This window comes from Mycoplana dimorpha (genome assembly GCF_003046475.1).
Taxonomy (GTDB): Bacteria; Pseudomonadota; Alphaproteobacteria; order Rhizobiales; family Rhizobiaceae; genus Mycoplana; species Mycoplana dimorpha.
The window spans coordinates 236,218-262,018 of record NZ_PZZZ01000007.1 but is presented as its reverse complement, the minus strand read 5'-3'; the positions used below and the strand labels follow the sequence as shown (position 1 = coordinate 262,018).

General features: G+C 64.2%; 19 protein-coding genes and 1 pseudogene. 10 read left to right on the top strand and 10 right to left on the bottom strand.

Translation table 11 applies throughout. The annotated features are described in order from the left end of the window. The first annotated feature begins 341 nt into the window (after positions 1 to 341). The 3 genes from C7449_RS17550 to C7449_RS17540 all read left to right on the top strand — a co-directional run bounded on the left by C7449_RS17550 (position 342) and on the right by C7449_RS17540 (position 5,420). The gene (locus tag C7449_RS17550) at positions 342 to 1,562 is read left to right on the top strand and encodes a polysaccharide biosynthesis/export family protein (protein WP_170115927.1); all 1,221 of its coding nucleotides are present in this window, start codon (positions 342 to 344) and stop codon (positions 1,560 to 1,562) included. Between the two features lie 218 nt (positions 1,563 to 1,780). Continuing rightward, positions 1,781 to 3,811 carry a capsular polysaccharide biosynthesis protein gene (locus C7449_RS17545; protein ID WP_108004195.1) on the top strand — a complete coding sequence of 677 codons (2,031 nt, stop codon included), beginning with the start codon at positions 1,781 to 1,783 and terminating at the stop codon, positions 3,809 to 3,811. 163 nt (positions 3,812 to 3,974) lie between these two features. After that, positions 3,975 to 5,420, top strand: a complete 1,446-nt coding sequence (locus C7449_RS17540) for a capsular polysaccharide export protein, LipB/KpsS family (protein WP_108004194.1) — start codon at positions 3,975 to 3,977, stop codon at positions 5,418 to 5,420. A 153-nt stretch (positions 5,421 to 5,573) separates the two neighbouring features. On the opposite strand, the gene C7449_RS17535 is transcribed toward C7449_RS17540, so the two are convergent. From C7449_RS17535 to cysD, 8 genes and pseudogenes are all read right to left on the bottom strand, one after another. After that, positions 5,574 to 6,608, bottom strand: a complete 1,035-nt coding sequence (locus tag C7449_RS17535; protein WP_108004193.1) for a DUF2793 domain-containing protein — start codon at positions 6,606 to 6,608, stop codon at positions 5,574 to 5,576. A gap of 300 nt (positions 6,609 to 6,908) precedes the next feature. After that, the gene (locus C7449_RS22160; protein WP_245414436.1) at positions 6,909 to 7,340 is read right to left on the bottom strand and encodes an ABC transporter ATP-binding protein; all 432 of its coding nucleotides are present in this window, start codon (positions 7,338 to 7,340) and stop codon (positions 6,909 to 6,911) included. Positions 7,341 to 7,434: 94 nt separating this feature from the next. After that, a pseudogene (locus tag C7449_RS22155) lies at positions 7,435 to 7,578 on the bottom strand (ABC transporter ATP-binding protein); the annotation flags it as partial. Beyond that, complete coding sequence (locus C7449_RS17525; protein WP_108004192.1) at positions 7,575 to 8,366, bottom strand: ABC transporter permease; 792 nt, start codon at positions 8,364 to 8,366, stop codon at positions 7,575 to 7,577. The pseudogene C7449_RS22155 and the gene C7449_RS17525, both read right to left, overlap by 4 nt. A gap of 39 nt (positions 8,367 to 8,405) precedes the next feature. Next, entirely contained in the window at positions 8,406 to 9,797 is a 1,392-nt protein-coding gene (locus C7449_RS17520; RefSeq protein ID WP_108004191.1) for a hypothetical protein, read from the bottom strand. A 197-nt stretch (positions 9,798 to 9,994) separates the two neighbouring features. Then, positions 9,995 to 10,792 carry a 3'(2'),5'-bisphosphate nucleotidase CysQ gene (gene cysQ / locus C7449_RS17515; protein ID WP_108004190.1) on the bottom strand — a complete coding sequence of 266 codons (798 nt, stop codon included), beginning with the start codon at positions 10,790 to 10,792 and terminating at the stop codon, positions 9,995 to 9,997. A 146-nt stretch (positions 10,793 to 10,938) separates the two neighbouring features. Further along, positions 10,939 to 12,822: a sulfate adenylyltransferase subunit CysN gene (cysN, locus tag C7449_RS17510; RefSeq protein WP_108004189.1), complete on the bottom strand. Its 1,884-nt coding sequence runs from the start codon at positions 12,820 to 12,822 to the stop codon at positions 10,939 to 10,941. Then, a complete protein-coding gene (cysD, locus tag C7449_RS17505) occupies positions 12,822 to 13,721 on the bottom strand; it encodes a sulfate adenylyltransferase subunit CysD (protein WP_108004188.1) in 900 nt (299 codons plus the stop codon). The genes cysN and cysD overlap by 1 nt, the downstream gene beginning before the upstream one ends. Positions 13,722 to 14,144: 423 nt before the next feature. Here cysD and C7449_RS17500 point away from each other — a divergent pair, with 423 nt between their 5' ends. From C7449_RS17500 to C7449_RS17470, 7 genes are all read left to right on the top strand, one after another. After that, positions 14,145 to 15,047, top strand: a complete 903-nt coding sequence (locus C7449_RS17500; protein ID WP_108004187.1) for a branched-chain amino acid ABC transporter permease — start codon at positions 14,145 to 14,147, stop codon at positions 15,045 to 15,047. A gap of 4 nt (positions 15,048 to 15,051) precedes the next feature. Beyond that, complete coding sequence (livM, locus tag C7449_RS17495; RefSeq protein ID WP_108004186.1) at positions 15,052 to 16,443, top strand: high-affinity branched-chain amino acid ABC transporter permease LivM; 1,392 nt, start codon at positions 15,052 to 15,054, stop codon at positions 16,441 to 16,443. 20 nt (positions 16,444 to 16,463) lie between these two features. Beyond that, on the top strand, positions 16,464 to 17,327 hold the full coding sequence (locus C7449_RS17490) for an ABC transporter ATP-binding protein (protein WP_374828299.1): 864 nt from the start codon (positions 16,464 to 16,466) through the stop codon (positions 17,325 to 17,327). Beyond that, complete coding sequence (locus C7449_RS17485; protein ID WP_108004184.1) at positions 17,327 to 18,052, top strand: ABC transporter ATP-binding protein; 726 nt, start codon at positions 17,327 to 17,329, stop codon at positions 18,050 to 18,052. The genes C7449_RS17490 and C7449_RS17485 overlap by 1 nt, the downstream gene beginning before the upstream one ends. 116 nt (positions 18,053 to 18,168) lie before the next feature. Then, a complete protein-coding gene (locus tag C7449_RS17480) occupies positions 18,169 to 18,513 on the top strand; it encodes a DUF6867 family protein (RefSeq protein ID WP_108004183.1) in 345 nt (114 codons plus the stop codon). Positions 18,514 to 18,631: 118 nt separating this feature from the next. Continuing rightward, positions 18,632 to 19,750: a branched-chain amino acid ABC transporter substrate-binding protein gene (locus tag C7449_RS17475; RefSeq protein ID WP_108004182.1), complete on the top strand. Its 1,119-nt coding sequence runs from the start codon at positions 18,632 to 18,634 to the stop codon at positions 19,748 to 19,750. A 351-nt stretch (positions 19,751 to 20,101) separates the two neighbouring features. Next, positions 20,102 to 20,902 (top strand): diguanylate cyclase domain-containing protein, encoded by an 801-nt coding sequence (locus tag C7449_RS17470; protein WP_108004181.1) that lies wholly within the window; start codon positions 20,102 to 20,104, stop codon positions 20,900 to 20,902. Between the two features lie 163 nt (positions 20,903 to 21,065). Here C7449_RS17470 and C7449_RS17465 read toward each other — a convergent pair whose 3' ends face one another. Then, positions 21,066 to 24,380 (bottom strand): efflux RND transporter permease subunit, encoded by a 3,315-nt coding sequence (locus C7449_RS17465; RefSeq protein WP_108004180.1) that lies wholly within the window; start codon positions 24,378 to 24,380, stop codon positions 21,066 to 21,068. A 166-nt stretch (positions 24,381 to 24,546) separates the two neighbouring features. Continuing rightward, positions 24,547 to 25,752, bottom strand: coding sequence for an efflux RND transporter periplasmic adaptor subunit (locus tag C7449_RS17460; RefSeq protein WP_108004179.1), 1,206 nt, complete (start codon positions 25,750 to 25,752; stop codon positions 24,547 to 24,549). Positions 25,753 to 25,801 lie beyond the last annotated feature (49 nt).

Genomic DNA, 25,801 nt, shown 5'->3' with positions numbered 1-25,801 from the left:
AAGGCCTCCTGGGCCTTTCCCAGGTCGGCAGGTGACGTCGGCACGGCGGCTACTGATTCTGCCATTCCGGCATGCGATTCGTCCGCCCGAACGACTGTGACCGAAGGTTGACTGCGCTCTTTTTACCGCACTCGTTCGGAAAAATATCGTTGGAAAGCGCCCCCTTACGATGCCGTCGCGAAATCGGCTTTGCTTGACGTAAGGAATGTGCAACCGATTTGGTCCATGGTAGGGCGGAGCTCGCTCTGGGGACGGATTGCATCGATGCACCTGGTCGAGCGGGCCTTGTGTCCGGGATGGCGTCGTCTCCAGCGGGGCGCGACCAAGGGAATTGCAATGCGATGAGCGAGACCACAGGCATTGACATCCCGGGGACGAGGCGGCTGGCTCGATCCCTGATGCGCTTCGCAACGGGCGCGGCGCTATTGACCCTTGCCAGCTGCGTGCCCAGCGACGGACCCCTCACCCGACGGGTGGTCGAAGCGGGTGCTGCGGACGGGGCCTACCGGATCCCGCAGACCAGGACGATCTTCGATGTGGTCACCATAGACCAGCGGGTCGCCAACGGCGTGACGACGCACGGCACCCCCAGCCTTGCAAGGACTTTCGGCTTCGGCAGCGCCGGTGGCGCGCCGGTCATCGGTGTCGGCGACCGGCTCGAGGTGACGATCTTCGAGGCGGGCCCGGACGGGCTATTCTCCACCACGGACCGCAAGTCCACGACGATCCCGGTCGTCGTGCAGCCGGACGGCCATGGGCAGATCCCCTATGTCGGTGCGGTGCGATTTGCCGGCATGACGCTCGCGACCGCCCGGACCACGATCGTGGACGCCCTCAAGTCGAAGGCCGTCGAGCCGGACGCGATCGTCACGCTGGCCGGCAACGAATCGCGCAACGTCGCCGTTCAGGGTGAGGTCAACAAGGCCGGGATGATCCCGCTCGGCCTGAACGCCGAACACCTGAGCGAGATTCTCGCCCGGGCCGGCGGCGCCACCAAGGCGCCCTACGACACCTATGTCACCCTGAAGCGCGGCGGCCGCCAGGGAACGGTGCTGCTGCAGACGATCGTCGACAATCCGAAGGAAGACGTCTTCGTCAGGCCGGCGGACCAGATCTACGTGACGCACGACCCGCAGACCTTCTCGGCGCTGGGGCAGACGGAACGGGTCGGCAAGGTTCCGTTCAATACGAGCAGCCTCAGCCTGATCGAGGCGGCCGCGCTCGCCGGCGGCGGCAACCTGACGACCGCCGATCCCAAGGGCTATTTCATCTTCCGCTACGAGAACGAGAGCGTCTACCGCCATGTGGTCGGCGACAAACGCTTCCGCGACCTGCTCGCCAAGGGCATGACGTCGGATGGGCAGGGACGTTATCCGATCATCTACCGGCTGGATCTCGGCGACCCGCAGAGCTTCATCGTCGCCCAGTCCTTCCCGGTCCGCAACCGCGACGTGATCTACCTGTCGCGTCATCCGGCCACCGATTTCTCGCGCTTCGTCTCGATCATCACGGGCACGCTCGCACCCGTGACCAGTGCCACCCGAACCGTCCAGACTTTCTGAACGGATTGAAAAGGTATAGTTTCAGCAGGCTTCGAGCAGGGCGTCGGGGAGCGGATGGCGTGAAAACGGATTCGCGCGTCCTGCTTCAGATCCCTGTTGCCGTAAAACTTGCCCGGAATGCTGCAGCTGTTGCAGAAACGGCATCGGGTTGACGTCCTTTCGACTTGCAGGCAGCCGGTCCCTCATCGGCATGCGCCTGCGGTACCGGGAGCGTGAGCATGGTGGGCACGGGAAAGCCTAAGACCTATGCCGTCACCTCCGCCGGCCTGTGGCGGATCAGGGCCGACCTGGCACGGCTGCTCGACGCCAACATCGTGCTCTGGCCATTGGCCCGTCCGGGCCGCATCGACGGCTTCGTCGGCTGGGGCCGCAGGCCCTCGGCGCGTCGCGCCGACGCGCTCTCGGCCCTCACCGGCAAGCCGGTCATTCTCATCGAAGACGGCTTCATCAAAAGCTATGCACCGGGGCCGGACGAACCGGCGCATTCCTTTGTCGTCGATGAGGACGGAATCTATTTCGATGCGACGGGCCAAAGCCGTCTGCAGAGCCTGATCGAGCAGGCACGGGGCGAAGCGCCGGACCTGGAGCGTGCGCGGCGGCTGATCTCGACAATCCGGCAGGCGCGGCTGTCGAAGTACAACAATGGAGCGATCCTCGGGCTGCGGGAGGGGGGAATTCCCGGCGGGCGGCCATACGTGCTGCTTGTCGACCAGGTCGCCGGCGACGCCTCGATCGCCGGAGCGCTCACCGACGAGAGCGCCTTTGCGGCGATGCTCGAGCATGCGGCCGGCCACCATGCCGGCAAGGCGATCGTCGTGCGGACGCATCCGGCGGCGGGAGAGCGGAGCCTGCTGAGGCAGGCGGCCCGACGGCTCGGCATCGAGATCGTCGTGCCGAGGCCGATGAACCCCTGGCCGCTGCTGGAGGATGCGGATGCGGTCTATACGGTCTCGAGCCATCTCGGGTTCGAGGCGCTGATGGCGGAAAAGCCCGTCCATTGCTTCGGCGTCGCCTATTTTTCCGGTCGCGGCGTGACCAACGACCACGCCGCCACACCGGCGCCGCGCGCGCCGGCCAGCGTCGAGGCGATATTCCACGCAGCCTACATCCGTTACGCCCGCTACCTGGATCTCCACGACCGCAGCGAATGCACGATCGAACGGGCGATCGAGCAGGCGATCACGGTGCGCGACCAGCGTTCCCGGCTGCCGGGGCGGATCGTCACCGCCGGCATGTCTCCGTGGAAGCGCAAGGCCGTCGCGCCGTTCCTGGTCGGAATGCGGGGTGTCGCACTCCACGCCGGAAGCCTCGACGCTGCGGTCCGCCGCGCGGCCCGGATCGGCGGCACCGTAGCGGTCTGGGGTTCGGACAAGCCGATGCCAGACGGCGTCCCGGCGTTGCGCGTCGAGGACGGCTTCATCCGCTCGAAAGGTCTCGGCGTGTCGCTGGTCATGCCGTCGTCGATCGCGCTCGATGGACAGGCCGCCTACTATGATGCGCGCAGCCCGAGCGGGCTCGAGGCGATCATCGCCGAGACGCAGTTCGATGCGGAACTGCTCCGGCGCGCCGAGGCGCTGCGCCAGTTGATCATCGCGCGCGGGGTCTCCAAGTATAATGTCGGATCGGCGGCGACGCTGCCGCAGCCTCCCGACGGGCGGATGCGGATCCTGGTGCCGGGGCAGGTGGAGAAGGACGCCTCGATCCGCTTCGGCTCGCCGATAGTCAAGACGAACGCGGAACTGGTCGCCGCGGTGCGACGCCTCTACCCGACGGCCTACATCGCCTACAAGGTGCATCCGGACGTGGTGGCCGGCCTGCGTTCCGGCGGCCGTCATCCCGAAGCGGCCGACAAGATCGTGCGCGACGGGGACATCATGCACTGGATCGCCTGGGCCGACCGGGTGGAAACAATGACCTCGCTGGCCGGGTTCGAGGCGCTGATCCGCGGCAAGGCGGTCGGGGTTCACGGCATGCCGTTCTACGCCGGGTGGGGGCTCACCGACGATCGCCACCCGATCGACAGGCGCACCAGGCGGATCGACGTTGCGATGCTGGTGGCCGCAACCCTGATCCTCTATCCGTTCTATGTTCACCCCCGAAGCGGAATGCCGTGCCGGCCGGAGGATCTGGTCCGCGAGATCGCGGAGGGGCGGTCAGATCCGGCGCCAGCCGCCGACCGGGCGTTCGCGCATCTGGCGCGGGCGGCAAACAGGATCGCCGTGCGGTTGCGCGATCGCCGGCTCGGCTGAGCTGGTCTGCTGGCCGGCAATGCCTGCCGGAAGCGTCGCCTGCGCATCTCCTGCGTAAACAAAGTCGCGGCGCTGCAACAATAATTCAACGCGATCGGTTTGATCAATTTAGCACAGCTGCATATGCTAATTAATCTAGCGTGGCCCCTCGCAAAGCTGAATCATGATGTCGAACGAACGCCATTCGACCAATCAGCCGAACGACAGCCGCCCGCATGAGGGCCGGGCGCCCGGACGCAAACAGTCGCGCCTGATCTTCCTCAATCTCCGCCGCAAGCGCGAGCTGTTCCCGTCGAAGAGTGCGCCTCGCGTGCTGCTGTTGCAGGGGCCGGTCGGACCGTTCTTCCGCATGGCGCAGGCGCTCCTCAACGAAAGCGGTTTCGATGCCTGGCGCGTATGCTTCAATATCGGCGACCGGCTGTTCGCACAGCGCGGCAAGACCTTGAACTTTTCGGGAACAGCCGAGGGCTGGGACGCCTGGCTCGCGGAAATGCTGAGTGCGCACGGCTTCGATTTCGTCGTCCTGTTCGGCTGCGAGCGACAGGTGCACCGGGTTGCGATCGCCTGCTGCGAAAGGTTGGGGGTGCCGGTGATCTGCCTGGAAGAGGGCTACCTGCGCCCGGGCAACATCACGCTCGAATTCGGCGGCAACAACTGGCGTTCGCCCCTTGCCGGCAAGTTGCCGCCGAGGAGCTATTCGGGCCGTTACGCCGATCGCCGCAAGGGCGTGGCCTACCCGTCTTCCTTCAGCGCCATGGCCACCTACGCCTTCCTCTATTTCTCGCTGCGCAATCTCTTTTCCACCGCGAGCGAGCGGAAGCTCTTCCACAAGCAGAAGCGGACGCTCGTTTCGGAGGCGTTCTACTGGATCAAGAACTACTACCGGAAATTCCGCAATCTCAGCGCCAACTATCGCTGCGTCGAGTATCTGCTCGAGCATCACGAACGGAAGTATTTCCTGATTCCGCTGCAGGTCCACGACGACAGCCAGCTGGGACTGGCCGCCGGCAGCTGGAACAGCCAGAGGCTGATCCTCAAATCGATCGTTTCCTTCGCGCGAAGCGCGCCGGCAAGCCACCAGCTCGTCTTCAAGATCCATCCGTTGGAACGGGGACACAGCCGCGACCGTCAGTTCATCGAGCAGGTCAGCAAGCTGAACGACGTCGCCGACCGCGTGCACATCATCGACGGCGGTTCGCTTGGGCTTCTGACCCGGAACGCGGCCGGCGTGGTGACGATTAACAGCACCTCCGGGCTCGTTGCCATTCATCATGGCACGCCGCTGGCGGTGATGGGACAGGCCATCTACCGGCATCCGGACCTCGCCTTCTGCGTCAACAAGGGGATCGAGCTCGACGGTTTCTGGAACTGCAAGAAGGTTGCGCCGGCGAAAGTCCGCAGCCGCTACCTGTCGTGGCTGCATGAGCGATGCCTGCAACCTGGAGATTTCTACGCCTATGAAGGCATGGAGGTCGCGATCCGGGCGTTGCGCGACAGGCTCCTGGAGGCAGTCGGCCGGGGGCGGGGCGAGCAGGGCAGGCCGCCGGCGCGCGTGTTGAGCGCCAGCGCTGCCACCCGAGCGGCAAAGCCCGAGGTCCCCCGCGCCTGACAGCGGGGCACACCTAGTCACGGTCTGCTTCGCGCAATCAACACGGCCCTGAGCCAAAGGAGATCGCGCATAAGGACATGCGCGACCTGCCTTCCGTTTGGTCCCATGCAGTTCATGGCCGAAACCGCCATAGGTCGGCTGCGAAAGCAATCGTCAGGTCAGCGCCACCACGAACAGTTCGGTCTTGTCGAACCCGAAGTCGAGGCTTGCGCTGCCCTCGTGCCGCAGGGCGATCCAGTCGTTCTGGGCGATCGGAACCACGCCGCTCACGCAGACCTTGCGACCGGCCGGCGCGCCGGACTGCTGCGCGGTGCCGAACGCGGTCCTGGTGCCGTTGATCACGACATCGACCTGGAACGCCGCCGTGGTGGTCGGCAGCACGCTGAGGACGACGAGATAGTGCGCGGTGACGGGAGCGACGAGGCGATTGCCCGAACCGCCGGGAACCGCAGTGCCGAGCACAAGGCCGCCGGTCGAAAACTCGGTGCTCGTGAAGCCGGTCAGGCTGCTCGCCGGCGGCACCATGATGCCCTGGCGCCAGGCTCTCGCCGCCGGCCGCAACGGGGTGGCGACATGGCCGGTCGCGCCGATGCTCAGGGCGGTGTGCCAGGCGCCGCCGGCGTCTGCCACCTTGATGGCGAAGGCGTTGCTGCCGGCAAGGCCCATTTCCGCCTGGCCGACCCAGTCCGACTGGAAGAGCAGGGTCGCGGTGTCGCCCGCTCCGGCCTTGTTGATTTTCAGCCGATGGTCGGACCCCGTATGTGTAAAGAGGCTGGCGGGCGCTGCGACAGCCAGGCGATTGGCGTCGTCTGCCGTTGCATTGATGCCCAGCGCCGGCAGTGCGCCGATATGGGCGAAGCGCTGCCAGTGCGCCCCGTCGTGGACGTGCAGGCGCTGCTCGGTCACGCACCAGGCGAGCCAGCCTTCCTGTGGTCGGACGAACCGCCAGCCGCCATCGCGCCACTGCGCCACACTGCCCGCCATGGTGCTCCAGGCGCCAGTCGGCGCCGCATCGACGCCGTAACAGGCCCCTTCGGCCGGTGCCGGCGGCGGATCGTTGGCGATGCCTGCGAGGACCAGCTGGACCATCGCATCCAGGGCGTCCAGCGCCTCGTTGTGGGGGACATGCTTCTGCGCCTGCGAGGGCAGGATGTATGGAAGGCCAAGGCGGGTCGTCTGCTCCTGCATGATCGTCTCCTGATCCAGCGTGGCGGCCGGCGCCGTCCATCGACGCCGTTGCCGTGCCGTCAGGATAGGGTTGGCGTGCGGGGCGGGGACGAAAAGGGTGCTCGGAAAATGACCGGGCGACGGGGGGAGGACGCAAACCGGCGGTTCCGGCGCTGTGGCTGGAAACCGGAAGCTCTGGCTATGGCGTTGATACTCCAACTTTAATCTCGGCAGCAGGCGGCGGGCTGAGCCGAGGGCGGGAGCAATGCTGCTGGTTCAGCACCAACGGGCGACCGACGGATTTTGTCCCCGTTCAGGATGCTAGTGGCCGCGGGCCAGATTGTCCTCATGCGCCTGGATCGCATCCTGGATGTCGTCATAGAAGGTGATCCTGCCGTCCTTGATCACGCCGCCGACGTGGCAGAAGGCGCGCAACAGGGCGGGGGAGTGGGACACGAGCAGGAGGGTGGCGTTCTCGCGCCGCTCTTCGAACACCCGCTTGCTCTTCTTCTTGAAATTGGTGTCGCCGACCGCAATCGACTCGTCGATGAGATAGTACTCGAAGTCGATCGCCATGCAGATGCCGAAGGAAAGGCGCGCCCGCATGCCGGCCGAGTAGGTGCGGACCGGCATGTCGAGATAGGATCCGAGCTCGGAGAAATCCCTGACGAACTCGAGGACCTCCTCGCGATCCTTGCCGTAGATGTCGGCGATGAAGCGGGTGTTCTGCGCGCCGGTCAAGCGGGAGTGCACGCCCCCCCCTGAAGCCGAGGGGCCAGGAAATCCTGCCCTCGCGATAGATGCGGCCGCTGGTCGGCGTGTCGAGGCCGGACATCAGGTTCATCAGCGTCGTCTTGCCGGCGCCGTTTCGTCCAAGGATGCCGACGTTGAGCCCCGGCCGGAAAGCGCCTGAAAAGCGATCGAGGACCACCTTCCTGCCGCCGCCGCGGGGATTCTTGAACACCTTGCTGACGTTGTCGAACACAATCATTCGCTGAGGATCCTGTTCCGATAGACCCGCTCGAGCGTCAGGCCGACGACCAGGAAAGCAGTCGCTACGGACAGAAGGTATCGGCGGTCCAGAACGCTGACATAGTCGAGATAGGTCGAGGAGCGGAACCATTCGACGCAATGCAGGAACGGGTTCCACCAGACGATCGCCAGCACGGCGGGCGGAAGCTGCGAGGGAACGAACACGACCCCCGAGGACAGCATCAGCGCCATGTTGCTGAAGCCGAGGATCTTCGCCCACATCGGCACGAGGGTGCCGAAGGTGGCATTGAACACGGCAAACGAGAACGCGAAATAGGCGATCGCCATGAGGCTGGCGGCAAATTCCAGCGGATAGACGATGATCGTGCGCTCCAGTGCGGCATACATGAAGAAGAGAAATAGCGAGCAGATGATCACCCAGATGATCGCCTCCAGCACGAAGGCGGCCACGATCGTGTCGAGCGGCTTGACCAGCGGATAGGACAGCATCGGCTGGTTGTGGGAAAGGCCGTTCGCCGCCTTGCGGGCAATCAGGTTGGTCATGCGGAAGCCGATGACCCCGGTCAGGAAGAACAGCATGGCACTGTCGCCGAACGGAAGGTTTTGCCGGACGAAGGTGTGCAGCGACAGGAACATGCCGACATAGATTGCCGGCTCGGCCAGGGTCCACAGGTAGCCGATCCGGCTTTCACCGAAGCGCGTCACGCCGCTGCGCACGATCAACGCGGCAACGACGCGTGCGTTCTCTTTCAGAGCATATCGAAAGCTCTTTTCCGTCAGATACATGGCAGTGCACCTATGATCAGGCGTCGTGCCGGGCGCGGTTCAGATCGCGTGGTCCTTAATCGACTTGTAAACAAAGAAACCGACGAGCCACGCGGCAAAGAACGCCAGGAATCCGAGCATCGTGTTCAGGATCCGCTTCGGGTAGATCGCGATTTCGGGGATGCGGGGAGCAACGTAGGTGGCAAAAAACCGTTCCTGCTTCTGCGCCTCCACCATTGCGGTCTCCAGGCCGGCGAGCGAGGTGGAGTACGCCTTCACCGCGAACTCCTGCTCGATCATCAGCTGCGAGAACTTGTCGATGACGTCGCTGACGGTATGGGTCGCGTCGGCGCTCCCGGGTTTCTCCGTCACGCCGCTCCCGACGCGCGCCTTCTGTTCGACCAGCTGCGCCTCCAGGGCGACGATCTGGCGCTCGAGGACCCTGGCGGAGGGGGCGTCACGACTGACGGTGTTCACCAGCGCCTTGTAGCGGGTGCGCACGGAGGCCAGTTCCTGCTCGATCGATTCAATGATCGTCGATTCCATCTTGGCCAGCGTGGCCGGGTCGACCGCCTGCTCGGTCTGGCGCAGCTGCGACAACTGCTCGCGCACACTGGCAAGGCGGTTTTCAGCGCGCTCGACCTGCTTGTTGACGACGTCGAGATACTGATTGCGCGATTCATCGGACAGCCGATTGACGAGATTTTCCGAGACCAGCAGGACCGCATCGGTGATCGCCTTGGCGTCTTCCGGCGTGAAGGCGTAGACCTGCAGCGTCACGTTGCCGGTCGTCGAATTGAAGCTGACATTCACCATGTCCCGCCAGTACGAGACGAACTGGTCGAGTGGCGTGTGCGCATCGGTCTTGTAGACGAAGTCGACGTCGTCGCGGGCGTAAAACTTCCTGACGTCGAGTTCCGCCTGCTCCTTCATGTCCTGGAGGATTTGCTGCGAATGGATGTAATTGGCCACGATGTAGGAGTCACCCGCCTCGACCGTGGTGCCCATGAGGCTGCCGAGGCCAAGGGCGCTGAGCGAACTCTGGTTTGCACCCCGCACCGCAAATTGCGCCTCAACCTCGTATTGCGGGCTGGCGACGAAGGCGAAATAGAGCCCGGTGAGGACGGTCGGGACGATGACGGCGAGAAAGAACGATATCGCAGTCCAGGCTATCTTGCGCTTCTTGGGCGCAAGTTTGGGCATCTCGAAGATCGATCTGACCGAAAACTCCTCATCGGCCCGGCGCTGTGCCGGCGACAGCTCGTCGTCTTCATCGAAGGGATCCGGCTTGGTCTTTGCGCGAGCGGTTTCTGACGCTTCGCGCATCAGCCGCTGCTTCTGCCGTTCCGCGCGTCGCAGCATGCGAGCCTTCGGCATGTCCAGCAGATTGCTGCCCTTGGACTGTTCGCCGGACGCGGCTTGTCTGCTTGGGGGATCAGGTTCCGTCTTCATCAACACTCTCGCTGCTGAGCTGAAAGGTTTAGCAACTGCCTGATCGATTGCAGTTTATTCGAGCTGATATGTCGTTACAAGTTCATCGGCCAACCGCCTGCCTCCGGGCGGTCACCGCTTCTACCGCCGAACCGTTTCGATGCTGCAGCCTGTTTCTGGTCTTTTCATGGCCCGGCCCGTTTTATCGTCAGTGCCGCTCAGGGTTGGTATCCCCACGCGATGAACGCCTGATTGGCGAAATCGCTGTCGTGCGGCTGACCGGTCTTGCCATAGATGAGAGGTGTCCCGTCCGGCCGGGTCACGCGGCCGCCGGCGGCGCGCAGCACCGCGTCGCCCGCCGCGGTGTCCCATTCCATCGTGCGGCCGAACCGCGGATAGACGTCCGCCAGGCCCTCGGCAAGAAGGCAGAACTTCAATGACGAGCCCACGGTCGTGCGCTGGATGATGCTGTTCTGGTCGAGGAAGTCATCGGTCAGCGGGTCGCCATGCGAGCGGCTGACAACGGCGGTCACATCGGCAGGCCTGGCCCGGCAACCGATCGTGCGCCGGTCCAGGATCGTAAAGTCCGCCCCGAGGCGCAGCTTCTCGGCGTGGCCATTCGCTCCCGAAAAGGCGACCCCCAACGCCGGTGCGTAAACCACGCCGGCAATCGGCACGCCTGCTTCGATCAGCGCGATGTTGACGGTGAACTCCTTGCGCCCGTCGATGAACTCGCGCGTGCCGTCGAGGGGATCGACCAGGAAGAAACGGCCATCGCCGATATCCGGTACGCGCCCCGCCGCCACCGATTCCTCGGCGACGACCGGGACGCCCGGGAAAGCGGCCGCAAGGCGGGTCAGGATGACCGCTTCGGCGCGTTCGTCAGCCTCGGTCACCGGCGACCGATCGTCCTTGAAACTGACGGTCGGTCCGGACTCGTAGACCGCCATGATCGCCTTGCCAGCTTCGATCGCCGCATCTTCGAGGGTATCCAGCAGGTTGGCGGGCAAGGTCATCACGGCGGTCCCCGGTGAGTTTCGATAGGCATGCTTCAACCCGATCGCACGCGGTCAGGCAAGGGGCTCTGCGCCCTGGGGCGCACCGCTCCGTCCTGCGGGGGAATGTTCCCGGCCGCAAGTCCGGATCAGAGCTTTTTCTTAAATTAGCGGCGGAGCAGGTAGGCCTCGATCTGCCCGGCGAGCTCGGCCGGGTCATGGCCCCCGGTCCGCAGGTGAAGTTCCGGCGTTTCCGGCCGCTCATAGGGGGAATCCACGCCGGTGAAGTTCGTCAGTTCGCCTGCCAGCGCCTTCCTGTAAAGCCCCTTGGGATCGCGCCTGACGCATTCCTCCAGCGGGGTGTCGACGAACACCTCGACGAAATCACCGGGGTCGAACAGATCGCGGGCCATGCGTCGTTCCGAGCCGAACGGCGAAATGGCCGAGACGATCACGATCAGGCCGGCGTCCGCCATCAGTCGCGCCACTTCGGCGATCCGGCGGATGTTTTCGACGCGATCCTCGGCGGTGAAGCCGAGGTCGCGATTGAGCCCATGGCGGACATTGTCGCCATCGAGCACGTAAGTGTGGCGACCTCCGGCATGCAGCAGCTTTTCCAGCGTGTTGGCGATCGTCGACTTGCCGGCGCCGGAAAGGCCGGTCAGCCAGATCACCGCGGGCCGCTGATGCTTCAGCGTCGCGCGGGCGTTCCTGTCGATGTCGAGTGCCTGCCACTGGATGTTTGCGGCCCGGTGGAGCGGATAATCGATCATGCCGGCGCCGACGGTGGCATTGGTGAAGCGGTCGATCAGCACGAAGTTGCCGGTGCTGCGGTTTTCCCTGTAGCTGTCAAAGACGACCGGAGCCTGCGTCGAGACGTTGCAGACGCCGACCTCGTTCATGTGCAGGGATTTGGCTGCCTCGTGCGAGAAATTGTTGATGTCGATCTGGTATTTCAGCGCCGTCACGGTCGCGCCGACGCTGTCGACCTCGGTGCGGAGCACGTAGCTTCGGCCCGGCAGCATCGGCTCAGGGCTGAACCAGATGACATGGGCCATGAACTGATCGGCGCGGTGGGGGCGCTCGGCCGGAGCGGCCAGAATGTCGCCGCGGGACACGTCGATCTCGTCCGAGAGCACGACCGTGACGGCCTGGCCGGCGCTTGCGCTCTGCAGATTGCCATCGGCGGTCACGATCGACCGCACAGTCGAGGTGCGGCCGGATCTCGCGGCGACGATTGCGTCGCCGACGGCGATGCGTCCGGCGGCGATCTGGCCTGCATAGCCGCGGAAGTCGGCGTTCGGCCGGCTGACGAACTGCACCGGAAGCCGGAACGGACCGTCACGCTCGGTCACCGGAACCGTCTCCAGGTGTTCGAGCAACGTGGGACCGGAATACCATGGGGTGCGATCGGATGAGGTCGTTACATTGTCGCCGTAACGCGCCGACATCGGAATTTCGACGATCGTCTCGAAGCAGAAATCCTTCGCGAACGAATGGAATTCGTGTGCAATCGCGTCGAACGTCGCCTGCGCGAAGTCCACCAGGTCGACCTTGTTGACGGCGAGGACGACGTGGCGGACGCCGAGCAGCGAGGCGATGAAGGCGTGGCGGCGAGTTTGTGTGAGAATGCCCTGGCGGGCGTCGACCAGGACGACTGCGAGATCGGCCGTCGAGGCGCCGGTCGCCATGTTGCGGGTGTATTCCTCGTGGCCGGGCGTATCGGCGACGATGAAGCGGCGCCGGTTGGTGGCGAAGTGGCGGTAGGCGACGTCGATGGTGATACCCTGCTCGCGCTCGGCTTCGAGCCCGTCGAGCAGAAGCGCGAAATCGATGTCTCCGCCGGTCGTTCCGTGCCGGGCGCTGTCGCGTTCGAGGGCGGCGAATTGGTCCTCGAGGATCAACCGGGTATCGTAGAGCAGTCGGCCGATCAGCGTCGACTTGCCGTCGTCGACCGATCCGCAGGTGAAGAAGCGTAGCAGCGACTGCTCTTCCTGTGCTGCGGGACTGTCCGGCGCCCTTGCCGTGGTGGTGGAGGCGGCAGCGTTCATCAGAAATATCCCTCGCGCTTCTTCCTTTCCATCGAGCCGACCTCGTCCGTATCGATCAGGCGCCCCTGACGTTCGGAGGTCCTTGCCGTCAGCATCTCGCGAACGATATCGGGCACGGTCGCCGCATCCGATTCGATGGCCGCGGTCAGCGGGTAGCAGCCGAGGGTGCGGAATCGGACGAGCCGCTCCTCGATCCGTTCGCCGTCCGCCAGTGTCATGCGCGAATCGTCGACGACGATCAGTTGACCGTCACGCCGCACCACCGGGCGCTTTGCCGCAAAATAGAGCGGCACGATCGGGATTTCCTCCTTGAGGATGTATTGCCAGACGTCGAGTTCGGTCCAGTTCGACAGCGGGAAGACGCGGATCGATTCGCCCGGCGCAACGCGGGTGTTGTACGTCTTCCACATCTCGGGCCGCTGGTTCTTCGGATCCCAGGCATGCTGTGCGGTCCGGAACGAGAAGATGCGCTCCTTGGCGCGGGCCTTCTCCTCATCGCGCCGGGCGCCTCCGAAGGCGGCGTCGAAACCGAACTTGTCGAGCGCCTGGCGCAATGCCAGCGTCTTCATGACATGCGTATGGATGCCGGGACCATGCGTGAACGGATTGATTCGCTGCTCGAGGCCGTCCTTGTTGACGTGGACGAGCAGGTCGAGGCCGAGTTCGGCTGCGGTGCGGTCGCGAAAGGCGATCATCTCGCGGAATTTCCAGGTCGTGTCGACATGCAGCAGCGGAAAGGGCGGCTTTGCCGGATAGAAGGCCTTCATCGCCAGGCGGAGCATGACCGACGAATCCTTGCCGATCGAATAGAGCATCACCGGCTTCGCAAAGCTCGCGGCGACTTCTCGGAAAACGTGTATGGCCTCAGCTTCGAGGCGCTGGAGATGGGTAAGCGACATGCCTGCTTCTGCTCCTCGACGGACGGTCGGTACAATGCTGGGAAAGGCGCCGGACGGATCGGACGCCGGCCAGATTCCGCGAGCTTATATCCATGATTGCATTCCAACCGCAATGGTTGCGCTGCGGCTTGGTGCTTGGCGATCCAGGCAGGTTAAGCCGCTGTTGCCCCGCATGCCGCCAGAGACGGCATGCGTTGAAGCATTCACGGAGATTCCTCCGCGCCATTACCGTGGACGCGGCTTCTTCATGTTTTTCCGCGCGACAATCGCCAATTTCACCAAAAAACGCCAGAAGTTCGCAAGGGCGCCATTTTAGGCTTTCCTTTTGATCGGAAAACAGTATGGAATCCGTTCATCAGGGCTCGCCAAGGGCTCAAAAAACAAGAGATGCGACCGACAGGATCGCATCCAGGGGAAAGATATATGGAATACTTTGTGCAGCAGCTCATCAACGGGCTGACTCTGGGGTCTATCTATGGGTTGATAGCCATCGGCTACACCATGGTTTATGGCATTATCGGCATGATCAACTTCGCCCACGGCGATATTTTCATGCTCGGCGGCTTCGCGGCGCTCATCCTGTTCCTCATCCTCACCAGCGTCTTCGTCGGCCTGCCGGTCGTGCTGTTGCTGCTGGTGATGATGGCGGCGGCCATGCTGACGGCGTCGCTGTGGAACTGGACGATCGAAAAGCTGGCCTACCGGCCGCTGCGCGGCTCCTTCCGGCTGGCGCCGTTGATCACCGCCATCGGCATGTCGATCACGCTGTCGAACTTCATCCAGGTTACCCAGGGTCCGCGCAACAAGCCGATCCCGCCGCTGGTCTCGTCCGTCTACAACGTCTTCGGGATTTCTGTTTCGCTGAAGCAGATCCTCATCATGATCCTGACGGTCAGCCTGCTGGCGATATTCTGGTACGTCGTCAACAAGACGGCACTCGGCCGCGCCCAGCGCGCCACCGAACAGGATCGCAAGATGGCCGCGCTGCTCGGTATCGACGTCGACCGCACCATTTCCATCACCTTCGTCATGGGTGCCGCCCTCGCTGCCGTCGCCGGTACGATGTATCTGATGTATTATGGCGTGATCGTCTTCACCGACGGTTTCGTGCCCGGCGTCAAGGCCTTCACGGCCGCGGTTCTGGGCGGGATCGGCTCCCTTCCCGGTGCGGTGATCGGCGGGCTGCTGATCGGCCTGATCGAGTCGCTCTGGTCGGCCTATTTCACGATCGACTACAAGGACGTCGCGACGTTCTCGATCCTGGCCATCGTGCTGATCTTCAAGCCGTCCGGCATCCTCGGGCGACCGGAAGTCGAGAAGGTATAGTTCAATGGCAACCCTGTCCTATTCCAAAGAGAGCGCCGCCGGGACCCTGACGGTGCGGGCTCTGCGCGAGGGCTTTTACGCCGGTCTCATCGCTCTCGGCCTGTTCGTCCTGTTCGTCGGTCTCGAGACGACGCAGAACATCCGCAACGAACTCGTGCTGAACCAGCGCTGGGGGCTGCTGGCGATCTTCGTCGCAGTGGCGGCGGTCGGCCGCTTCCTCGGCGTGGCCTATGTCCAGCCCTGGGCCGCGGCCCGCAAGGCGGCGCGCGCCGCGGTGGTGCAGAAGGAGGCGCCGGAAGGCTTCTTCGTCCGCAATTTCAGCAAGCTGGCCATTGTCGCCCTCGTGCTGATGCCGCCGGTGGCCGTTTCGCTGCTCGGTGTGCAGGGGTCGCTGAAATGGGTCGACAATTTCGGCATCCAGATCCTCATCTACGTGATGCTCGCCTGGGGGCTGAACATCGTCGTCGGCCTCGCCGGCCTGCTCGACCTCGGGTATGTCGCCTTCTATGCCGTCGGCGCCTATTCCTATGCACTGCTGTCGCAGTATTTCGGCCTGTCCTTCTGGGTTCTTCTGCCGCTTGCCGGCATGCTTGCGGCATGCTGGGGTATCATCCTCGGCTTTCCGGTGCTGCGCCTGCGGGGCGACTATCTGGCGATAGTGACGCTGGCCTTCGGTGAAATCATCCGCCTCGTGCTGATCAACTGGACGGAAGTGACCAAGGGCACCTTCGGCGTTTCCGGCATCCCGAAGGCGTCGGTGTTCGGCATCTGGTCGTTCGACGTGAGTGCGCACAACAACTTCGCCAAGGCATTCGGCCTGCCAATGTCGTCGGCCTACTACAAGATCTTCCTGTTCTACCTGATCCTGGCGCTGGCGCTGCTGACCGCCTTCGTCACCATTCGCCTGCGGCGCATGCCGATCGGTCGCGCCTGGGAGGCGCTGCGCGAGGACGAGATCGCCTGCCGTTCGCTCGGCATCAACACGGTCACGACCAAGCTGACCGCCTTTGCGACCGGGGCGATGTTCGGCGGCATTGCCGGCTCCTTCTTCGCCGTGCGCCAGGGCTTCGTCTCGCCGGAGAGCTTCGTCTTCCTCGAATCGGCAATCATCCTCGCCATCGTCGTCCTCGGCGGCATGGGGTCACTGGTCGGGATCGCCGTCGCGGCGACGGTGATGGTCGGCGGCACCGAACTTCTGCGCGAGATGACCTTCCTGAAGACCATCTTCGGGCCGGATTTCACGCCGGAACTCTATCGCATGCTGATCTTCGGCGTGGCGATGGTCGTGGTGATGGTGTGGAAACCGCGCGGCTTCGTCGGAAGCCGTGAACCGACCGCCTTCCTGCATGAGCGCAAGGCCGTATCCGGCAGCTTCACCAAGGAAGGGCACGGTTGATGGCGGCCGGGGCGAATTTGATGAACAATGATCCAATCCTGAAAGTCGAGCATCTGTCGATGCGCTTCGGCGGCCTGATGGCCATCAACGACCTGTCCTTCGAGGCGCGTCGCGGCGACATCACCGCACTGATCGGCCCGAACGGCGCCGGCAAGACGACGGTGTTCAACTGCATCACCGGCTTCTACAAGCCGACGATGGGCATGATCTCGATGACGCAGCAATCGGGCAAAAAGTTCCTGCTCGAGCGCATGCCGGATTTCGAGATCACCCGCGACGCCAAGGTGGCCCGCACGTTCCAGAACATCCGGATGTTCTCCGGCCTGACCGTCCTGGAGAACCTGCTGGTTGCGCAGCACAACATGCTGATGCGCGCCTCGGGCTACACTATCCTCGGCCTCTTCGGCTATAGCGGCTACCGCCGTGCCAAGGAGCAATCGATCGAGATCGCCAAGCACTGGCTCGAAAAGGCGGACCTGATCGAGCGCGCCGACGACCCGGCCGGCGATCTGCCCTATGGTGCGCAGCGTCGACTGGAAATCGCCCGAGCGATGTGCACCGGGCCGGAGTTCCTGTGCCTGGACGAGCCGGCTGCCGGCCTCAACCCGCGCGAATCGCAGGCCTTGAACGAACTGCTGCGGTCGATCCGCAAGGACACCGGCACCTCGATCCTGCTGATCGAGCACGACATGTCGGTGGTCATGGGAATCTCCGACCACGTGATCGTCCTCGAATACGGGCAGAAGATTTCCGATGGCACGCCGGACGAGGTGAAGAACGATCCGAAGGTCATCGCGGCCTATCTGGGCGTCGAGGACGAAGAGGTCGAAGAGGTGATCGAGCAGATCGTAGAGATCGAAACCAAGCAGGGGGGCCAGATCTGATGACTGAGACCCTTCTCAAGGTGCATGGCGTCGAGACCTATTACGGCAACATCCGGGCGCTCGCGGGCGTCGATGTCGAGGTCCGGCGCGGCGAGATCGTCAGCCTGATCGGCGCGAACGGCGCCGGCAAGTCGACGCTGATGATGACGATCTGCGGCAGTCCGCAGGCGCGCACCGGCACCGTCACCTTCGACGGCCAGGAGATCACCAGGCTGCCGACCCACGAGATCGCCCGCCTGCGGATTGCCCAGTCGCCGGAAGGTCGCCGCATCTTCCCGCGCATGACCGTCTACGAAAACCTGCAGATGGGCGCAAGCCTCGACAATCTGAAGTATTTCGACGAGGACGTGGAGAAGATCTTCGCGTTGTTCCCCCGCCTCAAGGAGCGGAAGGCGCAACGCGGCGGTACGCTTTCGGGCGGCGAGCAGCAGATGCTGTCCATCGGTCGCGCACTGATGGCGCGTCCGAAATTGCTGCTCTTGGACGAGCCGTCGCTGGGCCTTGCGCCGCTGATCGTCAAGCAGATCTTCGACGCGATCAGGGCGCTCAACAAGGAGCAGGGGCTGACGGTGTTCCTGGTGGAGCAGAACGCCTTTGCCGCCCTGAAACTGTGCGACCGCGCCTATGTCATGGTCAACGGTCGAGTGACGATGAGTGGCACCGGGCGGGAACTGCTGGCCGATCCGGAGGTGCGCGCCGCCTATCTCGAGGGTGGGCGGCATTGAGGACGGCCCGTGCATGACCCTCGGCCTTGCCTGAGGATCGTGCGCCCATTCAAATGAATTACGGCGGCCTTTGCGCGTCAGGAATGACGCGCGGCGCTGTAAGGGGAGTATGTGAGATGCAGGGAATTCTCTACGAGGAGCCGTCATTCATGCAGTTTCTCTTCGTAACCGTCATCATGGGTGGCTGGACGGCGTGGCGGACCGGCAAAAGCGTCGCGGAAAACTGGCGCAACTATGGAACGCTCGTCCTGTACGTGCTGTTGCTTGGCCTTGCGATCCGTTTCATCCACCATGCCTTGTTCAAGGGCAGCATGTTGACGCTGCAGTACTATGCCGTGGACACGGCCGTGCTTTTGTTGTTTGCTACAGCCGGTTATCGCTATTATCGGACAAAGCAGATGACCAGGATTTACTACTGGCTCTACGAGAAGGCTTCACCATTTTCGTGGAGAGACAAATAAGAGGGAACCCCACGCACGGCGTGTAGGCGCCGGACGTGGAATAAAGACGCCGGCGCAATGATGGCGGGGATTGCGAACGGATAGAAAACCAGCCTGCCCTAAACTTGGGAGTAATAACATGAAGAAGTCTCTATTGTCGGCCGTTGCGCTGGCGGCGATGGTTGCTTTCAGCGGCAATGCATGGGCCGACATCCTGATCGGCGTCGGCGGCCCGCTGACCGGCCCGAACGCGGCTTTCGGCGCACAGCTGCAGAAGGGTGCCGAGCAGGCTGCCGCTGACCTCAATGCGGCCGGCGGCATCAACGGCGAGCAGATCAAGGTGGTTCTCGGCGACGACGTGTCGGACCCGAAGCAGGGCGTTTCGGTTGCCAACAAGTTCGTTGCTGACGGCGTCAAGTTCGTCGTCGGTCACTTCAACTCGGGCGTTTCGATCCCGGCTTCGGAAATCTACGCCGAAAACGGCATCCTGCAGATTTCGCCGGCGTCGACCAACCCGACCTACACCGAGCGCGGGTTGTGGAACACGTTCCGTACCTGCGGCCGTGACGACCAGCAGGGCGCTGTCGCCGGCGCCTTCATCGCCGCCAACTTCAAGGACGCCAAGGTCGCCGTCCTGCACGACAAGACGCCGTATGGCCAGGGTCTTGCCGACGAAACCAAGAAGGCGATGAACGAAGCCGGCGTGACCGAAGTCGTCTATGAAGGCGTCAATGTCGGCGACAAGGACTTTTCGGCTCTCATCGCCAAGATGAAGGAAGCCGGCGTGTCGGTCGTCTACTGGGGCGGCCTCCATACCGAGTTCGGTCTCATCGAGCGCCAGTCCGCCGACCAGGGGCTGAAGGCCCAGTTCATCTCGGGCGACGGCATCGTCTCGAACGAACTGGCATCCATCGCCGGCGACGCCGTCAATGGCACGCTCATGACCTTCGCGCCCGATCCGCGCAAGAACCCGGCTGCAACGGAAATCGTGGAGAAGTTCCGCGCGTCCGGCTTCGAACCGGAAGCCTATACGCTCTACGCCTATGCGGCCGTCCAGGTCATCGCCGAGGGCGCCAAGGCTGCCGGTGGAACCGATCCGCAGGCAGTTGCCGAGGCCATCAAGTCCAAGGGCCCGTTCAAGACTGCCATCGGCGAGCTCGGCTTCGACGAAAAGGGCGACATCACCCGTCCGGACTACGTCATGTACACCTGGAAGAAGGGTGACGACGGCAAGTACAACTACTTCCAGAACGAGTAGTCGGCGCGTCTTCTGGCGGGCGGCCAGGTCCGCCCGCACCGATGCAGATCTCGAGCCCGGACGCTAGCGTCCGGGCTCTTTTCATGTCCGCTTGCATTTGGGCAGGCCAAGCTGATTGGCCGGCTGGCGGCTTTGGAAGGTGGGTCACGCGTGGCGGAGATACGCCTCCAATTCACGCCGCGACGGTCTGCCCGTAGCGGCTGCGCTCGACGGCACCAGCGGAGACCAGTTAGCGGAGGCGGGTCCCGCTTCGGCACAACGCCCGCGCGTTCCTTAGATTTTTAACAGTCGTTTTAGCCGAATGTGAAATTCACCCAGCTATGTTCGCTGCGAATGAGTGCGGAGTATGTCATGTTTCGGGACGGTTTGCCTTTGACGAGCGCGCGCCGCGATGATCACGCGGTGGTGACTGCGCCGTGGGTGACGCTTTTGTCCTATGGCATCCTGGTAATCGCCGCACTTGTAACCGGTCTGCAGTTGATACTCGCCGCGTTGCAGGCACCGCTTGGCCTGCAGCCGACGCCGGCGTCCGGTTCGCTTTCGGAAGAACTCGGGCCGCAGCTGCTGATGGCATCCAGTGTGGCGGTCTTGCTGGCGGCGCTTGCCGGACTGGGCTTGCAGGCGCTCGTTCAGCGCCGCACCACCAGGCTGGAGCGCACGGCATTCGTCGAAGTACTCGCAAATGCCAGGAACCCCGCCGCGTCGATCGGAGTACACAAGGCGCCGGCCGCGCCCGGTTTCCTGGTGCTGTTCGACGTGGCGCATTTCACCTTCCTCTCGCAGCGGCACGGCAGCGAGCTCGCCGATGGCGTCATGCGGCTGGTGGCCGACGAACTGTTCCGGACCGCTCGCGCCCCGCATCAGGTCTGTTGCGCCGACGCCGGGGAGTTTGCGGTGAGGTTCGCGAGCCCGGAGCTCGACGAATGCATCCTCTTTGTCGAGCAGGTACGCCGGTCTGTTGCCTCGCGGACGATCACCGCGGGCGGCGTCAGCGTCGTCATCGGCCTGATGGCCGGGGTGGCCCGGATCGGGCCGAACGATCCGCCAACGGCGGCGCGTGAGGCCGCGCGCCGGGCGCTGGAGAACGGCCGCAATGCCGCCTCCGACCGGACGGTCTATGCCTTCGAAAGACACGCCAAGCCGGTCGTCTGAGCGGATCGGCGATCTCCGGGCAGCACGCAGCGAGTGGTCGCCTGAAAAACGCGTCCGCCGCATTGGGCGTTGTCGTGCTTTGCCGGCCGGGGCGCATTTACTTGATCCGGGTGCCGGATGCCGGGCGATCGGCAGCCCGGCTCCGGCTGTTACCGCGTCCGGCTCATTCCGCGGCGAGCGCCGAGTTATGCACGACGCTGAGCGGCTTCTTTGCGGTTTCGCGCTGCTGCTCCAGAACAGCGACCCGGCCCTCCAGCGCTTCGACGTCTTTGGCCGTTTCGGCGGTGGCAAGCGTGAGCGCCTGATTGTCGAGGGGGACCGCCTCCTCGTCCTTCTTGCCGACGAGACGGCCGAAGGCCCAGGCGAGCACGCGGGACAGGTCGTCCATGATGAGAAAGAACGACGGCACGACCACGAGCGACAGCACCGTGGAGACGATGATGCCGCCGATCACCGCGATGGCCATCGGGGCGCGGAAGGTGCCGCCTTCGCCGACGCCGAGCGCTGAGGGCAGCATGCCGGCCGACATGGCGATCGACGTCATGATGATCGGCCGGGCGCGCTTGCGTCCCGCCTCGATCATCGCCTCGATGCGGTTCATGCCGCGGTGCATCATCTCGATCGCGAAGTCGACCAGCAGGATGGCGTTCTTGGTGACGATGCCCATCAGCATAAGAATGCCGATCAGGACCGGCATCGACAGCGAATTCCGGGTCAGGAGCAGGGCGGCTGCGACGCCGCCGATCGCCAGCGGCAGCGAGAACAGGATGGTGAACGGCTGGATGACGTCCTTGAACAGCAGGATCAGCACCGTCAGTACCAGCAGCAGGCCAAGCAGCATGGCATTGCCGAAGCTGTGTACCATCTCCGCCTGGATCTCGGCATCGCCGCTTTCCTGGAAGCGGACCGTCTCCGGCATGTCGATGCTGTTGGCGATCTCCTTGAAGCGGGCGGTCGCCGTATCGAGGGCGACACCCGGGCGGAGATCGGAGCCGATGGTGACGACGCGGTTCCGATCGAAGCGCTTGATGGCGCTCGGGCCCTCGGAATAGTCGATATCGGCGACCGAAGACAGCGGCACGAATTGACCGTCCTTCGTCTTTATCTTGACATTGCGGATCGCGCCGAGATCGCCGCGGAACTTGCGGTCGAGCTGGACCCGGATCGGGATCAGGCGGCCGTCGAGCGACATCTTGGTGAGTTGCGAGTCGATGTCGCCGATCGTCGCCACCCGCACCACTTCGGAAATCTGCGCCGTGGTGATTCCCAGACGGGCCATCTGCTGGTCGCGCGGGCGGATCTGCAGCTCCGGGCGGGGCAACAGGCCTTCCGAGCTGACATTCGACAGCAGCGGATCGGCCCTCAGCTTCGCCTCCAGCACCGCGACGGTGCTGTCGAGGTCGGCCTCGTTGTTCGACAGCAGATTGAACGACAGGTCGCGTTCGCCGCGGTCGTTGAGCTTGAGGATGCGCAGGTCGGGAATGTCGCGGATCGCGGCGAAGATCTTCTTCTCGATGTCCCACTGGGGCGTCGTGCGGCCGGCCGGTGGCAGCTTCGGCAGATACTGGCCAACCAGCGGCAGCCCGCCGATCACGTCATTGACGAGCTTGTTGACCAGCGAGTGGTCGCGCCTGTCGAGGATCACCGTCACCGAGGCGCGGCGCAGCTCGAGGTCGCCCTTTGGCGAAGAGCCGCCGAGCACGAAGACGCTGTTGACGCCGTCGATGTCCTTCACCCGGTCGTAGATCGCCGAGGTGGCGCGATCGGTGTCCTCCAGCATGGCATCGGGGGGCAGTTCGACCGAGAGCACCACGCGCGACGCGTCTTCCGGCGGCATGAAGCTGCCGGGAACGGTGAAGAGCAGCATCACGGAGCCGATCAGGAAGATGATGGCGGCGAGCAGGGTGGCGTAGCGGCTGTACCAGTGTCCGGTCGTCTTCGTCACCAGCCAGGTGTAGCCGCGCATGAAGGCGCCTTCCGCGGCCTCGTCATGGCCCTCGGCGTCGCTGGCGCGCATCAGATAGGCCGCCATGACCGGCGTGATCAGCCGCGCCACCATCAGCGAGAAGAACACGGCGACGGCGACCGTCAGGCCGAACTGGATGAAGTACTGGCCGGGAATGCCCGGCATGAAGGAGACCGGCACGAACACCGCGATGATGGTGAAGGTGGTGGCGATCACCGCCAGGCCGATCTCGTCGGCGGCCTCGATCGCCGCCCGGTAGGGTGTCTTGCCCATCTTGATATGGCGCGCGATGTTCTCGATCTCGACGATCGCGTCGTCGACCAGGATGCCGGTGGCGAGCGTCATGGCGAGGAAGCTGACCAGGTTGAGCGAGAAGCCCAGCAGGTCCATGACGTAGAAGGTGGGAATGGCCGACAGCGGCAGGGCGACGGCGGAAATCAGCGTGGCGCGCCAGTTTCGCAGGAACAGCAGCACGACGATGACGGCCAGGATCGCGCCTTCCATCAGCGTGTGAATCGCGGCCTCGTAATTGCCGTAGGTGAAGTAGACCGAGTCGTCGACCAGGCTGATCGAAACGTCCGGGTTCTTCGCGCGCACCGTGGCGAGCGCCTTGTCGACCGACTCCGCGACCGTCACCTCGCTTGCGCCCTTGGAGCGGAACACCGCGAAGGTCACCACCGGCGTGCCGTTGAAGCGCGAGAAGGAGCGCGGCTCCTCATAGGTGTCGGTGACCGTTCCGAGCTCGGAAAGGCGGACGAAGCGGCCGTTCGGCAGCGCGATCATCGTCGCGGCCAGCCTTTCGACCGAGCGGGCGTCGCCAAGCACGCGGATCGCCTGCTCGGCGCCGGCCACCTGGCCGCGGCCGGAGCCGACGTCGGCATTCATGCTGCGCAACTGACGGTTCACGTCGGCGGCGGAAATGCCGAAGGATTCGAGCCGCCCGGAGTCGAGATCGACGTGGACCTCGCGATTGGCGCCACCGAAACGGTCGATCTTGCCGACGCCCGGTTGGCCCTGCAGGGCGCGCTTGACGGTGTCGTCGACGAACCAGGAGAGCTCCTCCAGCGTCATGTTGGGGGAGGAGACGGCGAAGGTCCGGATGGCCTGGCCTTCGACATCGATCTTGGTGACCACCGGCTCATCGACGGTGGCGGGCAGGTCGCTGCGGATCCGGTCGATGGCGTCCTTGACGTCCTGCAGCGCCTGGTTTGTCGGCACTTCGATCTTGAACAGCACGGAGGTGACCGAGCTGCCGTCGGTCACCGTCGACATGATGTCGTCGACGCCGGAAATGCCGGCAACCGCGTCCTCGATCTCCTTGGTGACCTGCAGTTCCAGTTCTGCCGGTGCCGCCCCGCTCTGCGTCACCGTGATGGCGATGACCGGAACGTCGATATTGGGAAAGCGGGTGATCGGCAGCGTGTTGAACGACTGGATGCCGACGACCAGCAACAGCACGAAGGCGAGCAGCGGCGCGATCGGATTGCGAATGGACCAAGCGGAAAAATTCATGCTGCAGCTGTCCTCATCCCAAAGTTCGCGTCCATGCATGCAATTCGACTATCACGTTCTAGCCCGTGTACCTGAAACGTCGATCCCGCCCACTCGGATCATGCGTGTTCAATCTCGCAGAGCATTGCAGCAGTGATCCGGAACCGATCGGCCCCGAAGGAGATCGCTAGTTGGCAGCAACAGGCGCGGCTGCCTTGACCGCCCTGACCCTGTCGCCGTCCCGCACATAGGCGCCGGCCTTGGCGATCACCTCGTCGCCGGCCTTGAGGCCGCTTGCGATCTCGATCACCTGGCCGTCCTGGATGCCGGTTACGACCTTTACGAGCTTGACGACGCCATCCTCGACCTTACGCGCAACCGTTCCCTCGCGCGAGGTAGTCACGGCCGAGAGCGGCAGCACCAGCCCCTGCCGTTCCTGCGTGACGATCTCGGCGCTGGCGAACATTCCGACCCGCGCCATTTCGGGCTCGTCGAGCCGGATGTAGACGCGGCCAAGGCGCGTGTCGTTGTTGAGTGTCGGCTCGACGAGGCGGATGCTGCCGGTGAGCGTGGCGGCTCCGCCGCCAAGCGTCATCGTCGCCTTCTGTCCGATGGCCAGCTTGAGGATCGCCGATTCCGGCACGTCGGCCTTCAGTTCGATCTCGCCGTCGCGGATGATCGAGAACAGCGGCTGGTTGACGCCCATGGCGATCGCGCCGATCCGGGCGGTGCGGGCCGAGACGATGCCGGAAACCGGCGCCTTGACGGCGGTGCGGGCGAGCTTCAGGTCGACATCGGCCAGCTGCGCGTCCATCACCTTGATCTCGGCCATCGAAACGGAAATGGCCTGCTCGGCCGAGGTGACGCGCGACAGCGCCGCCTTGGACGCCGCCGTCGCCTGGTCGAAGATCGCCTGCGAGGTGGCGCCGGACTTCACCAGCGTCTCGGCGCGCTCACGTGCCTTGGCGGCTTCCTCGGCATTCGCCTTCGCCTCGATCAGCTGCGCCTTCATCTGGGCGAGCGATGCCTCCGCCTTGGCGCGCATGGCCGCAAGCTGGCTCTTCTGCAGGACCAGTGCATCGTCGTTGAGGGTGGCGAGCGTGTCGCCCTGCTTGACGGTGTCGCCCACGTCGGCGGCGAGCGAGCGGATCGACAGGCCGTCGACCAGCGGCGCCACATAGACTTCCTCGACCGGCTGGATCGTGCCGGTGGCAATCACGCGCTCGACCACGGTGCCTTCCTGGGCCGCCGTGACGACGATCGCCGGAAGGTTCTCGACCTGGGCGGCATCGATGTTGCCGACCGAGGCGTCAGCAGCGCCGGCAGCGCCGGCGCAAAGCGCCGTCGAGCAGGCGACGGAAAGGCAGAGTACGTACTTCAGTCCACGCGTCATGAACCCACCCTCTCTATGCCAGGCAATTCGCACGACACGTTGGCCGTTC

Bases quoted from the DNA above. Each gene is read 5' to 3' on its own strand.
- C7449_RS17550 (WP_170115927.1), top strand. From the start codon at position 342: ATGAGCGAGACCACAGGCATTGACATCCCGGGGACGAGGCGGCTGGCT.
- C7449_RS17535 (WP_108004193.1), bottom strand. From the start codon at position 6,608: ATGCAGGAGCAGACGACCCGCCTTGGCCTTCCATACATCCTGCCCTCG.
- livM (WP_108004186.1), top strand. From the start codon at position 15,052: ATGGCAACCCTGTCCTATTCCAAAGAGAGCGCCGCCGGGACCCTGACG.
- C7449_RS17470 (WP_108004181.1), top strand. From the start codon at position 20,102: ATGTTTCGGGACGGTTTGCCTTTGACGAGCGCGCGCCGCGATGATCAC.
- C7449_RS17465 (WP_108004180.1), bottom strand. From the start codon at position 24,380: ATGAATTTTTCCGCTTGGTCCATTCGCAATCCGATCGCGCCGCTGCTC.
- C7449_RS17520 (WP_108004191.1), bottom strand. From the start codon at position 9,797: ATGAAGACGGAACCTGATCCCCCAAGCAGACAAGCCGCGTCCGGCGAA.
- cysQ (WP_108004190.1), bottom strand. From the start codon at position 10,792: ATGACCTTGCCCGCCAACCTGCTGGATACCCTCGAAGATGCGGCGATC.
- C7449_RS17480 (WP_108004183.1), top strand. From the start codon at position 18,169: ATGCAGGGAATTCTCTACGAGGAGCCGTCATTCATGCAGTTTCTCTTC.
- C7449_RS17500 (WP_108004187.1), top strand. From the start codon at position 14,145: ATGGAATACTTTGTGCAGCAGCTCATCAACGGGCTGACTCTGGGGTCT.
- C7449_RS17490 (WP_374828299.1), top strand. From the start codon at position 16,464: ATGAACAATGATCCAATCCTGAAAGTCGAGCATCTGTCGATGCGCTTC.
- C7449_RS17475 (WP_108004182.1), top strand. From the start codon at position 18,632: ATGAAGAAGTCTCTATTGTCGGCCGTTGCGCTGGCGGCGATGGTTGCT.
- C7449_RS17485 (WP_108004184.1), top strand. From the start codon at position 17,327: ATGACTGAGACCCTTCTCAAGGTGCATGGCGTCGAGACCTATTACGGC.
- cysD (WP_108004188.1), bottom strand. From the start codon at position 13,721: ATGTCGCTTACCCATCTCCAGCGCCTCGAAGCTGAGGCCATACACGTT.
- C7449_RS17460 (WP_108004179.1), bottom strand. From the start codon at position 25,752: ATGACGCGTGGACTGAAGTACGTACTCTGCCTTTCCGTCGCCTGCTCG.
- cysN (WP_108004189.1), bottom strand. From the start codon at position 12,822: ATGAACGCTGCCGCCTCCACCACCACGGCAAGGGCGCCGGACAGTCCC.
- C7449_RS17545 (WP_108004195.1), top strand. From the start codon at position 1,781: ATGGTGGGCACGGGAAAGCCTAAGACCTATGCCGTCACCTCCGCCGGC.
- C7449_RS17540 (WP_108004194.1), top strand. From the start codon at position 3,975: ATGATGTCGAACGAACGCCATTCGACCAATCAGCCGAACGACAGCCGC.
- C7449_RS17525 (WP_108004192.1), bottom strand. From the start codon at position 8,366: ATGTATCTGACGGAAAAGAGCTTTCGATATGCTCTGAAAGAGAACGCA.